Annotated in this window: 11 protein-coding genes; 5 read left to right on the plus strand and 6 right to left on the minus strand. The window is 66.9% G+C overall.

Going from position 1 to position 11,823, the window contains the following annotated elements; genetic code table 11:
• The 3 genes from H7A76_RS31135 to H7A76_RS31145 form a co-directional block, all read left to right on the plus strand.
• Positions 1–841: TolC family protein (locus H7A76_RS31135; protein ID WP_185702069.1), on the plus strand; the 841-nt coding region annotated here is incomplete at its 5' end.
• The gene (locus H7A76_RS31140; protein WP_185702070.1) at positions 838–1,950 is read left to right on the plus strand and encodes an HlyD family secretion protein; all 1,113 of its coding nucleotides are present in this window, start codon (positions 838–840) and stop codon (positions 1,948–1,950) included. The genes H7A76_RS31135 and H7A76_RS31140, both read left to right, overlap by 4 nt.
• Entirely contained in the window at positions 1,943–3,529 is a 1,587-nt protein-coding gene (locus tag H7A76_RS31145; protein WP_185702071.1) for a DHA2 family efflux MFS transporter permease subunit, read from the plus strand. Before H7A76_RS31140 ends, H7A76_RS31145 begins: the two co-directional genes overlap by 8 nt.
• 4 nt (positions 3,530–3,533) lie before the next feature.
• Here the strand turns inward: H7A76_RS31145 and H7A76_RS31150 are convergent, their stop codons facing one another.
• The 5 genes from H7A76_RS31150 to H7A76_RS31170 all read right to left on the minus strand — a co-directional run bounded on the left by H7A76_RS31150 (position 3,534) and on the right by H7A76_RS31170 (position 8,736).
• Positions 3,534–4,301: an AraC family transcriptional regulator gene (locus tag H7A76_RS31150; RefSeq protein ID WP_185702072.1), complete on the minus strand. Its 768-nt coding sequence runs from the start codon at positions 4,299–4,301 to the stop codon at positions 3,534–3,536.
• Positions 4,302–4,769: 468 nt separating this feature from the next.
• The gene (locus tag H7A76_RS31155) at positions 4,770–5,438 is read right to left on the minus strand and encodes an HAD family hydrolase (RefSeq protein ID WP_185702073.1); all 669 of its coding nucleotides are present in this window, start codon (positions 5,436–5,438) and stop codon (positions 4,770–4,772) included.
• Between the two features lie 100 nt (positions 5,439–5,538).
• A complete protein-coding gene (locus tag H7A76_RS31160) occupies positions 5,539–7,176 on the minus strand; it encodes a WG repeat-containing protein (RefSeq protein WP_185702074.1) in 1,638 nt (545 codons plus the stop codon).
• A 213-nt stretch (positions 7,177–7,389) separates the two neighbouring features.
• Complete coding sequence (locus H7A76_RS31165; protein ID WP_185702075.1) at positions 7,390–7,785, minus strand: lysozyme inhibitor LprI family protein; 396 nt, start codon at positions 7,783–7,785, stop codon at positions 7,390–7,392.
• A 33-nt stretch (positions 7,786–7,818) separates the two neighbouring features.
• Positions 7,819–8,736, minus strand: a complete 918-nt coding sequence (locus tag H7A76_RS31170; protein ID WP_185702076.1) for an ADP-ribosylglycohydrolase family protein — start codon at positions 8,734–8,736, stop codon at positions 7,819–7,821.
• Positions 8,737–8,867: 131 nt separating this feature from the next.
• Between H7A76_RS31170 and H7A76_RS31175 the strand changes: the two genes are divergently transcribed.
• Positions 8,868–9,326: an SRPBCC family protein gene (locus H7A76_RS31175; RefSeq protein ID WP_185702077.1), complete on the plus strand. Its 459-nt coding sequence runs from the start codon at positions 8,868–8,870 to the stop codon at positions 9,324–9,326.
• A gap of 81 nt (positions 9,327–9,407) precedes the next feature.
• Positions 9,408–10,232: an aminoglycoside phosphotransferase family protein gene (locus H7A76_RS31180; protein ID WP_185702078.1), complete on the plus strand. Its 825-nt coding sequence runs from the start codon at positions 9,408–9,410 to the stop codon at positions 10,230–10,232.
• A gap of 243 nt (positions 10,233–10,475) precedes the next feature.
• Here the strand turns inward: H7A76_RS31180 and H7A76_RS31185 are convergent, their stop codons facing one another.
• On the minus strand, positions 10,476–11,801 hold the full coding sequence (locus H7A76_RS31185) for a PLP-dependent aminotransferase family protein (protein WP_185702079.1): 1,326 nt from the start codon (positions 11,799–11,801) through the stop codon (positions 10,476–10,478).
• Between the last annotated feature and the right edge of the window lie 22 nt (positions 11,802–11,823).

Genomic DNA, 11,823 nt, shown 5'->3' on the forward strand with positions numbered 1-11,823 from the left:
GGCCCGGGCCGAGGGCCTGGTGGGCCAGGTGCGTGCCGCCTTGCCGCCGCTGGAGGCCGGGCGCCAGCGGGCCCTGGCCGAGCTGGCGGTATTGCTGGGACGCCTCCCGGGCGATGTGCCAGCCCAGGCGCAAGCCTGTCGCCAGGCGCCGGCGCTGATTGCCAGCCTGCCCGGTGGCGATGCCCTGGCCATGCTGCGCCGGCGTCCCGATGTGCGCCAGGCCGAGCGCCGGCTGGCGGCGGCCACGGCGCGTATCGGCGTGGCCCGGGCCGAACTCTACCCGCGGATCAGCCTCGGCGCGGGGATAGCCAGTTCGGCCCATCATCCCAGTGGTTTCGACGAACGCGACGCCTCGGTCTGGCGCCTGGGCCCGTTGCTGTCCTGGAGCTTTCCCAACTTCAGCGCGGTGCGTGCCCGCATTGCCCAGGCCGATGCCCGGGAAAGCGCGGCACTGGCCGAGTTCGACCGCAGCATCCTGGTTGCTCTCAAGGAGCAGCGCCAGGCCCTGAGCGACTACCAGGCTGCCGGGCAGCGCCAGCAGGACCTGCAGTTGGCGGCCGAACGCAACCACGAGGCCCTGCGCCTGGCCGGCCTGGCCCGGGCGGCCGGGGCGTCCAGCGCCCTGGACTACCTCGATGCCCAGCGCTCCGACGTGGCCTCCCGGGCTGCCGCGGCGCGGGCCGATGCCCGACTGATCGACAGCCAGGTCCTGCTGTTCAAGGCCTTCGGTGGCGGCTGGCGCGAGGCCCCGCCGGTGATCCTGCCCACCGTGGACCGTGACAGCCACGCATCGTCCTTTCGCTCTTCCTCCTCTCAAGCCACTGGCGAGTCCCTGCAATGACCGATACCGCTTCTACTTCCGCTTCCCCTGTCCATGGCCTGACCCGACGCCGCCTGGCGTTATATGCGGGGCTGGTCCTGGGCCTGCTGCTGATCCTGGCCTGGAGCCTGTACTGGTGGTTCAACGGTCGTTTCCTGGTGGTGACCGACGATGCCTACCTGCGGGCCGATATCGTCACCATTGCGCCCAGGGTGGCCGGCTACCTGGCCAGCGTCGAGGTACGTGACAACCAACTGCTCAAGGCCGGCGACCTGCTGGCCCGGATCGATGACAGCGATTATTCGGCACGGGTCGAGCAGGCCGAGGCGGTGCTGCGCGAAGCCCACGCCGAACTGCGCACCGGACAAGCCCGGGTGGCCAACCTGCAGGCGCGCCAGCAACAACAGCAAAGCTTGATCGACGAGGCCCGGGCCCGGGTCGGCGCCGCCGAGGCCGAGGCCTTGCGTGCCGGCCAGGAAGGGCGCCGGCAACGGCACCTGGCCAGCCAGCAGGTCAGCAGCGTGCAGCAACTGGAGAGCGCCGATGCCCTGGCGCGCCAGGCCGATGCCGCGCTGGTCGCCGCCCGCGCCAACCTGGCCGCGCGGCGCCAGCAAGTGGCGGTGCTCGATACCGAGCAGCAAAGTGCCCGGGCCCAGCTGGACAAGCTCCAGGCCGGCGTTGCCCGCAGCGACGCCCAGCTGCGCCTGGCGCGTATCGACCTGGCGCGCACCGAGCTGCGCAGCCCGGTGGCCGGGGTCGCCGGGCAACGCAGCTTGCGCGCGGGGCAGTATGTGGAAGTCGGCGCGCCGCTGCTCGCGGTGGTGCCCCGGGAGGCCTACGTGGTGGCCAACTACAAGGAAACCCAGGTCGACGGCATGCGTCCCGGTCAGGCGGCACGGGTCGAGGTCGATGCCCTGGGGGGCCAGGTGCTCACCGGTCGGGTGGACAGCTTCGCCCCGGCCTCCGGTGCGCAATTCGCCTTGCTGCCGCCGGACAATGCCACCGGCAACTTCACCAAGATCGTGCAGCGCATGCCGGTGCGCATCCACCTGGATCCCGGGCAGCCGCGCCAGGCCGAGCTGCGCCCGGGCATGTCGGTGGTGGTGACCGTGGATACCCGCCATGACTAGTGCCCAACGCCTGGCCGAGCCAGCGGCCGAGACGGCGCCGACGATCAGCCTGCGCACCTGGGTCGCGGTGCTGGGCAGCGTGGTCGGCTGCTTCATGGCCGGGATGAACGTGCACGTGACCAACGCCTCGCTGCCGGACGTGCGCGGCTCCCTGGGCGCCACCTTCGAGGAGGGCTCGTGGATCACCACGGCCTACCTGGTGGCCGAGATCATCATCATCCCCATGACCGGCTGGCTGGTCTCGGTGTTTTCCATGCGCCGGGTGCTGATGGTCGGCACCGCCGGCTTCGTGCTGTTCTCCATCGCCTGTTCCCTGGCGCCCAACATCCACGCCCTGATCCTGGCGCGGGTGCTGCAAGGAGCCTTTGGCGGCGTGCTGATTCCGTTGTCGTTCCAGCTGATCGTCACCGAGCTGCCGGCGGCCCGCCATCCCCTGGGCATGGCCCTGTTCGCGGTGGCCAACAACGTCGCCCAGGCGGCGGGCCCGTCCCTGGGCGGTTGGCTCACCGATGTCTATTCCTGGCGCTGGATCTTCTACCTGCAGGTGCCGCCGGGGTTGTTGCTGCTGGCGGCCATTGGCTGGTCGGTGCGCCCGCAGCCCATGGTCCTGGAGAAGTTGCGCCAGGGCGACTGGGGCGGTATCGCCAGCATGGCGGTGGGCCTGGCGGCCTTGCAGATCATGCTGGAGGAGGGGGGACGCCATGACTGGCTGGCCTCGTCGTTCATCGTCAACTGCGCGCTGCTGGCCTGCGTCGGCCTGCTGGCCTTCACGGTCATCGAACTGCGTCGCCCGCAACCACTGATCAACCTGCGGCTGTTGGGCCGCTATAACTTCGGCATCGCCAGCCTGATGCAATTCACCTTCGGCGCGGTGGTGTTCGGCGTGGTGTTCCTGGTGCCCAACTATTTCGCCGAGATCCACGGCTACAACGCCCGGCAGATCGGCCTGATGATGATTCCCTACGGCCTGGTGCAGTTCGCCATGTCCTTTGCCACGCCGCACCTGATGCGCTGGACCAGCGCGCGGACCATCATCGTCGCCGGCTTCGCCATCACCGGCATCGGTTGCCTGATGAACATGCACCTGAACCCCGATGCCTCGGTCAACGTCATCGTGCCGTCGCTGGTGATCCGTGGCATCGGCCAGTCGCTGGTGGTGGTGGCGCTGGGGGTGATGGCCATCCAGGGGCTGGAAAAGGACCAGGTGGGCTCGGCCTCGGGGTTGTTTTCCATGGTGCGCAACGTCGGTGGCGCCATCGGCATCGCCCTGTCCAGCCAGGTGGTGGTGGAACGCGAGAAGCTCCATGGCCAGCGCATCGGCGAGTCGGTGAATCTGTTCGCCCAGGCCACCCAGGAGCGCCTGGTGGAGTGGGTGCGGATGCTCGCCCAGGCACCGCTGGACTACGCCAGCGCGTTGCATTCGGCGGCGGCCGCGCCCTTGCGCCGGCAGGCCCTGGAACTGATGAACCGGGTGCTGCACCGCGACGCCTTGTTGCTGGCCTACAGCGATGCCTTCCTGCTGGCCGGGGCGGCGATGTTGCTGTGCGTACTGGCCGGATTGCTGCTGCGCCGGGCCTGAGCGCTCAGCGGTAGAACTCCGATGGCGGGGTGCCGAACTGGCGCTTGAAGGCGGCGGCGAAGGCACTCTGGCTGTCGTAGCCGTGTTGCAGGGCCACCTGCACCACCGGCATGCCCTGGGCCAGGCACTCCAGGGACATCAACAACCGCGCCTGCTGGCGCCAGCGGCCGAAGGTGATGCCGGTGTGGCGCTGGAACTGGCGGTGGAAGGTCTTGGCGCTCATGGCCAGGCGGTCGCTCCATTGCTCGGCGGTGCGGTTGTCCGCCGGGTCGTCGGCCAGGGCCCGGCAGACCTGGAGCATGCGTGGCTCCTGGGGCCAGGGCAGGCTGAAGGGCAGCACCGGCAGCGAGCGCATTTCATCGAGGATCAAGCGCATCAGGCGGCCGTCGCGGCTATCGGCCTGGTAGTGCTCATCGACCTGGGACGCGGCCAGGATCAATTCGCGCAGCAAGGGCGAGACCTCGATCACGCAGTCGTTCTCGGGCAAGCCGCTGATGGCGTCGACATTGACGAACAGGCTGCGCATGCGCACCGCGCCGCGCATGCGCACCCGATGCTCGACCCCGGCCTGCAGCCAGACCCCACGACTGGGCGGCACCACCCAGCGTCCGGACTGGGTATCGATCACCAGCACGCCTTCGATGGCATAGGCCAGCTGCGAGCGGGGATGGCTGTGGGAGGGGATCACGTGGCCGTTGGGATAATCCACGGCAATGCTGGTGACAGGCACCGCCAGGCTATCGATGGACGAAACCACAAGCAGGTCGGACATGGGACGGGGCGTCTCCGGCAACAGGGGCGAGGGCGTCCATCATAAGGCCGGATGTCTAATTCGCGATAACAAAAGCCTGATTAGCTGAGTAGTTGCAGCAGAGCCGTTGCTTGAATCCAAGGCAAAAAAAAGCCCGCCAGGGGCGGGCCAAATGGGATTCGTTAAGGAGTGGTCCCAATCTACGGGGGGCGAGGTGAAAGAGCCGTGAAAAAAAGGTCGCGCCCAGGAAAAAGCGCTCTGGATTTTTCCTTATTCCCACAAAATTTTCGGAATTATCCGATAGGGCCATCCCCGGCGCCTCCGTAACATGACCACCTGCTCGCCCAGCCAAAGGGGGGCTTCGGCTTAAGATGCCATGGTCGAAGTGATGGGCGAGCACCCTTTCCTCCCATCCCCTGGCTACTTCCTTTCCAGTCCCCTTTATCTCCTAATCTCCCGACCCTTTGCGGTACTCCCGAGGCCCGCGCTTCAGGCCGGTCGTTCGAGTCGTCGATGAATCTCGGCCCATAACTGCGGATCGTCGAAGTCGCGAATCACCCGATGGGCACCGGCGTCCAGCAAGGTCTCGGGGCGCTGGCTGGTGGCCAGGCCGAAGGTGCGGAGGCCGGCGCCCACCGCCGCCTTCAGCCCGGGGACCGAGTCTTCGAAGGCCAGCGCCTGGCTGGCCGCGACATCCAGGGCTTGCAGGCCGCGCAGGTAGGGCAGGGGATCGGGCTTGGCCCGGGGCAGCTCCTCGGCCACCAGCACGGTCGACAGGCGTTGGCTCAGGCCCAGGGCCTGGAGCATGTGCTGGGCATTGGCCCGGGGCGCGTTGGTTACCACGCAGGTAGCAATGCCGTGCTGCTCGGCGAAATCCAACAGGCGCAACAGCCCGGGCATCGGTTCCAGTTGCGAGGAGAGTTGGCGAAAGCGCTGCTCTTTGCGCTCGGCGAAGGCCTCGTGTTCGGCCACGCTGCGCCCGGGGAACAGGTAGCGGCACATGTTGGCGTTGGCCTGGCCGCTGACATGGGCCATGAATTGCGCGTGGCTGAAGACCCGCTGCTCTTCCTCCAGCAGCAATTGTTGCAGGGCCAGCAGGTGCAGGGCGTCGGTGTCGGTCAGGGTGCCGTCGAGGTCGAAGAGCAAAGCGTTGAGCATGGGAGACAGTTCCTGTCGGGCCCCATCCGGGCCGGTTGGCTGAATCGATCAAGCCCGCATCCTAGCAGGCTTGATCGCAGCCGTGGCCGTCAGGCCGGGCTCAGCTTTCGGCGGGGCCGTCGTCGTCAGGCTGTGGGCAGTGATCTTGCGGATTGGTTGGCCACAGCACCTTGCCCTGGCCATCGAGGACCTGCTCGGCGCCACAGTCGACCTGGGTCACCTGGAAGCTCGGGGTGCCGTCCAGGCGGTACAGCGCCTTGATGCTGCGGGTCTGGTCATCGCCCACGCCTTCCACGGCGTAACCGAAGATCGCCCCACGGGCTTCATCGACCACCAGTTCCTGCCACTTGCTGGCAACCAGGCGCTTGCCCTTGAGGTCCAGCAACGCCACGGTCGACAGCGGAGAAGTGTCTTCGCTGGCCAGCAGGTAGTGGCCGCTGCTGTCCAGGTGGATATCCACGTATTGGCCTGGCTCCATCAGTACCTTGCCGCTAGCGTCCATCAGGCCGACGGTGGCGATCTTGGTGGCTTCGCCGAACAGGGTGACCGGCTTGGTCGGGCTGTCAGGCCTGCTGAAGACGAACAGCTCGGGAGTGAGCGCGCCGATGTTGCTGTAGATCGGCTTGAACAGCTCGACGCCCTTGTCCACATCGAAGATGCCGAAGGTCGCGGTGAAGGCGCTTTGCAGCACGCCGACCTGGTTCAGTCCCGGGACCTGGGGGAACAGGCCCAAAGGACTGAAGCCCGCTGGTTCCGCCGAGTCGTACACCGGCTGCACCTTCCACTGGCCCTGCGGGTCGATCATGCCGATCTTGCCGTGCTCGCCTTCGGCGGCCTGGGCGGTGACCAGCGCGCCCTGCTTGCCGAACACTTCGCAGGTGCTGAACTGGGCCTTGATCACGACCTTGCCTTGCAGGTCGAGGTAGCCGCACGGCGTGTCGTATTTTTCCCGGAAGGCCACGCGGTTCTCGCCGGGTTCCCCAAGCCAGTAGTAACGGGCAGGATCCACCAGGCGGGCCTGGGCATCGGCCAGGAACTTGCCCTGCTCGTCGCTGACCACCAAGTACCCGTTGGCGGCGCTGTCGATAGTGTCGAACGCGACTTTCTTTTGCTCGTGGGTCTTGAGGTTGAACGCCCACTTTTCCTCGCCGCGTTCGGCGGTCATCCACCAGCCGCGCTTGGCGAAGTCGTCGCGCACCACGCTGCTGTCATACAGCGCCTGGGTCAGCTCCTGGCCCTTGGCGTCCAGCAGGCCGCGTTTCTCGTTCAGCTCGTAGACGAGGAAGTCGTCCTGGCCGCCGATGTACAAGTCGTCGAAGCGCGGTGGCTGTACCTGCTTGCCGCTCTGGTCGATGATGCCCAGCTTGCCGTCCTGGCCGAAGCCGAAGTAGCCGGGGGTCAGTGGTCGCAGGTCGTCGGTGAAGTCGGCCAGCAGGATCTGCTTGCCGTCGGCACTGGCCAGGTTCCAGGTCCCGTCCTTGGCGAACAGGAAACTCTTGTCCAGGGGCAGGGTGACCACGGCGTCGTAGTCGTTGTCGACGCCGACCAGTACTGCGCCGTTCTGGTCCAGCACGGCGCATTCGCCGTTGGCGCAGACCGGAATCACCATGGCGGCGGGGGCCGGGGCGAGCGCGGCGGCCACGGTCTTGGGACTGGATTCTTCCTTGCATCCGGTCAGGGCCAGAGCAGACAACGAGAGGATCAGCGAGCCGAGACGGGCGCTGGCGCTTCTATCCATGAACGAAGGTTCCTTTGCAATAGGGGGGAAATGGCCCTGCCTGCGCAAATGGCCAGGCAAAGCGCGGTGATTCTGCGGCGGCGACGGATAAATGCAAGATCCAATTGCAAAGAAAACCACCGGTACAGCCCATTGCGCCGTACAAGGCCCAGGCGTTTTTCACGACATGGCGCGCCGGGCAACATGCCCACCGAGGCTGGAGACAGGCGCCCGCTACCGCTCCAGCACCGGGCAGCTCAAGTCACCTTCCTCACACTTCAGGTAGTTCTTGAAGTTTTCCACCCGGGCCTTGGTCAGTGCCGTCATGCACTGGCTATAGGCCAATGGGTAGAGGCTGCCACCTTCCACGCCGGAGGTGGCGTAGCCGCACTCGGCATCGCGGAACGCTACCCAGGCGCGCTGGGCGCCAACCAACCGCTGCTTGGTTTGCGCCTGGTTCTTCAGGCCCTGGCTGATCTGTTGGTACAGGCTGTTCAGCTCCTTGTCCGCAGCCTTGTACTGGACGCTGGCGCACTGGCTCAGGGCAGCTTGGTCGGGAGCATCGCTGCATTCGTCGGCGTGGGCCAATGGCGCCAGCAGCAGGGGTGCGAGGATCAGGGGTGGGCGCATGAGGGGCTCGCTGTCGATTCGTCAGGTTTCGGATTACGCCGCCGTTCGCTGCGCGGCGCGCAGCAGGTCATCGGCCATGGCCTGGATCTCCTGGCCCATGTGCAGCTTGGCCAGCCAGTGCCCGGGTATACCCTGGATGCCGTAGAAGGCTCCGGCCAGTTGGCCGACGATGGCGGCGGTGGTGTCGGCATCGTCCCCCAGGTTGGCCGCGGCCAGCACCGCATCGGCGTAGTTGTCGCTGTGCTGGAAGCACCACAGCGCCGCTTCCAGGGAGTCCACGCAATAACCGTTGCCGCGAATCTCTTCGCGGCCCTTGCTCAGGTAGCTGCCGCGAGCCAGGGTCGCCACCTTGGCTTGTTCGAAACGCATGTCCTCCACCACCCGCAACTCCTGCTTGGAAGCGCCGGCCAGGGCCCTGGCGATCAGGCTGGCGAACAGCTGGCAGCATTCGATGGCCTCGGCGGCGCCATGGGTGGTGCGCGAGCTGTCGCCGGCGAACTGCCGGACCCGGGCCAGGTCAGGGTAGAAGAACAGCACCACCGGTGCCAGGCGCATCAGCGAACCGTTGCCGGCGGTATAGGGATCGCTGGAGCCGGCGAAGGGCTGGCCATGCTCCTGGTAGTCGGCCAGGGCCTGGCGCACGGTCATGCCGATGTCGAAGCATTCGCCGGTGGCGCTCAGATAACCCCACTGCCACCAGTTCAGGTAGCGGCCCATCTGGTCGGCGGCATCGAAACCGCCCTGGCGCAGCAGGCTTTCCCCCAGGCACAGGGCCATCGAGGTGTCGTCGGTCCACTGGCCGGGCTTGAGGTTGAACGGTCCGCCACCTTGCAGGTCAGTAACGGCTGGGAAGCTGCCGCGGGGCTTGAATTCGACGCTGGTGCCGACGGCATCACCGCAGGCCAGGCCCAGCAGGCTGCCGCGATAGCGGTCGAGGAGGGCGAGGGGCATGGCAGGTCCTTTGCTTTGACGGGAGGGCGCTGACAGTAGCATTTTTCCCCGGTGCCGATCACGCCGTTGGTGCTCCGGCAAAGCTTGCACCGGACCCAGGGCGGGCTAGTGTTCATCAATGGAGGTGGCTTATGAATTCTTCAGATCGTATCGAGCGCAAGATCCTGCTCCGGGCCAGTGCGGCGCAGGTCTGGGCCGCGCTGAGCGAGGCCGAGCGCTTCGGCCGCTGGTTCGGCGTGACATTCGCTGGCGAGCATTTCGCTCCGGGCCGGCAGGCCCGTGGCGCCATCACGTATCCCGGGTATGAACACCTGATGCTGGAGTTGCAGGTCGAGCAGATGCTGCCCGAAGAGCTGTTCTCCTTCCGTTGGCACCCTTACGCCGTGGAGCCGGGTCATGACTACTCGAGCGAGCCCACCACCCTGGTGCGCTTCGAGCTGGACGAACACCCCGAAGGCACCTTGCTGCGGGTCAGCGAATCGGGGTTCGACGCCATTCCCGCCGAACGCCGGCTCAAGGCCTTTCGCATGAACAGCCGTGGCTGGGACGAGCAGATGGGCAATATCGAGCACTACCTGCGCCAGCAATGATTGCCGGTCTGTCAGCCTTGCGCAGGTGCCCGGCGCCGTTTGAAACTGGCAGCTTGTCGTTGACCGCTTGGAGCTGCCTTGGTGTTTGCAACCTACCTGGAACGCTGGCGCCTGACGCCGGATGGCGAGCCCATCGTCACCCCCGGCAGCCGCCTGTTGCCGGTGCGCCTGGAGACGGGCGCGCCGGCGATGCTGAAGATCGCCCTGGATGAAGACGAACAGGCCGGCAACCGGTTGATGGCCTGGTGGGGCGGCGAGGGTGCGGCGCGGGTACATGCCCAGCAAGACGTTGCGCTGCTGATGGAGCGGGCCATGGGGCCGGGGTCGCTGATGCGCATGGCCCTGGACGGCGAGCACGACGCGGTCAGCCAGATCGTCTGCGCCACCCTGGCGCGCCTGCATGCGCCACGGCCTGAACCCCGGCCACCCTTGCTGGCGCTGGACCACTGGTTCAAGGACCTGCGCGAGGCGGCACGACAACAGGGCGGCCTGTTCGTCCAGAGCCTGGCCATGGCCGAGCACCTGCTCGCCACGCCTCGGGAAGAAGTAGTGCTGCACGGCGATGTACACCACGACAACGTACTGGATTTCGCCGAGCGCGGCTGGCTGGTGATCGATCCCAAGCGGGTTCATGGCGAGCGCACGTTCGACTTTGCCAACCTGATCTGCAACCCGGACCTGCCCAGCGCCACCGATCCCCTGCGCTTCGAGCGCCAGGTGCGGGTGATCGCCGAAGCGGCCCACCTGGAACCCCGGCGGCTGGTGCAGTGGGTGCTGGCCTTCAGTGGCCTGTCCGCCGCCTGGTTCCTCCAGGACGATCATCAACCCGGCGCCCGCCACCAGTTGCAGCTGGCGGCCCTGGCGATTCAGGCGCTGGGGCGAGGGCCTCAGGGATTGCCTAAGTGAGCTGTAGCCAATTTCCTACACGCGCTGTATTTCAATGCGCCTTCTGCCTACCCGGGTACGTGTTTAATATCTCTTCCCACAACTGCAGCGCAGGACGCGCTTCAGGATCACGGAAGATCGACCATTAGCACGGATGCTGCAGACAGGATGTCATGATGGTCTTGAAAGAAACCCGCTTCGGCGGGTTTTTTTTCGCCCGGGTTTTCATGGGACCGGAGCCCGCAACGGCCAGGCTCCGGTCGGTCAACGGGTGACTTCGTTGTGCACCTTGTGCAGCGCTTGCTCCAACAACGGCAGGCTGATCGAACCCAGGGCCAGGCGCAGCGCCTGGGGCGTGTGAGGCGTGGTGGCGAAGGGATCTGCCGAGGTCACGGTCACCTTCTGCCGGGCCAGGGCCGCCACCACGCTGTCGGCCCGGCGACCGTCCCCCAGCTTCAGCCAGAGAAAGTAGGACGAAGGATTGGCCAGGTAATCGCAGCCTTGCAGCACCCTGGCAGCCAGGTGCTGGCGCTGGCGGGCGTCGTGGCGTTTCTGCTCCTCCAGATTGTCCACCAGCCCCGATTCGATCCACAGGCAACCCAGGGTCACGGTCAGGGTTGGGGTGCTCCAGCTGGAGACCCGGATCGCCCGTTCCAGGGCCGGGATCAACGCCGGGGGCGCGACGATGAAGCCGATGCGCAGCCCCGAAGCGACGCTCTTGGACAACCCCGAGATGTACAGGGTGCGCTCCGGCACCAGGGTCTGCAGCGGTGGCGGAGCCGGTTCGGCGAGAAAGGCATAGGCGCCGTCCTCGATCAGCCAGAAGTCGTGCTCGCGAGCCAATTGCACCAGGCGCTGGCGCTGGGCCAGGGGCATCACCGAGCCCAGGGGATTGTGCAGGGTGGGCATGCAGTACAGCGCGCGCACCGGCCGGCGGCGACACAGCTCTTCCAAGGCGTCGAGGTCGGTCAGGCCATCGATCTGCGGCAGGGGTTCCAGGTCCAGGCGGTGGACCAGGGCCAGGCTCTTGAGGCCCGGGTAGGTCAGGGCGTCCACCGCCAGGACATCCCCGGGCCGCAGCAGCGCCAGCAGGCTGACCGCCAGTCCCTGCTGGGCGCCATTGACGATCAGCACCTGCTCGGCACCGACGCGGATCTGGCGGTTGCGCAGGTGCCGGGCCGCGGTCTGGCGTTCATGCAGGCGCCCGCCCTGGGGAGCGGAATGCAGCAGGGCATCCAGGTCGCCGGAGGCGGCGATGGCCCGCAGGCCTTCGCGCAGGATCTGTTCCTGGCCGGGCAGGGCCGGGTAGTTGAAGGATAGGTCCACCTCGCAGTCCTTGGCCGGTTGCTGCTCCAGGCCCATGCCCCGGGACAGGTTGCTATCGCGCACGAAGGTCCCGCGCCCGGCCTCGCCCACCACCAGGCCAATGGCTTCCAGCTCCTGGTAGACCCGCAAGGCGGTGGCCAGGGCTACCCGCTCCCTGGCCATCAGCGCCCGGACCGTGGGCAACTGGGTGCCGGGCGGCAATTGCCCGGCACGAATGCGCCGGGCGAAATCATCGACGATGGCCTTGTAGCGAGTGCGGCGCATTGCTGGGCTCCCGGTGTATCTA

The organism is Pseudomonas sp. MSSRFD41 (genome assembly GCF_014230245.1).
GTDB classification, from domain to species: domain Bacteria; phylum Pseudomonadota; class Gammaproteobacteria; order Pseudomonadales; family Pseudomonadaceae; genus Aquipseudomonas; species Aquipseudomonas piscis.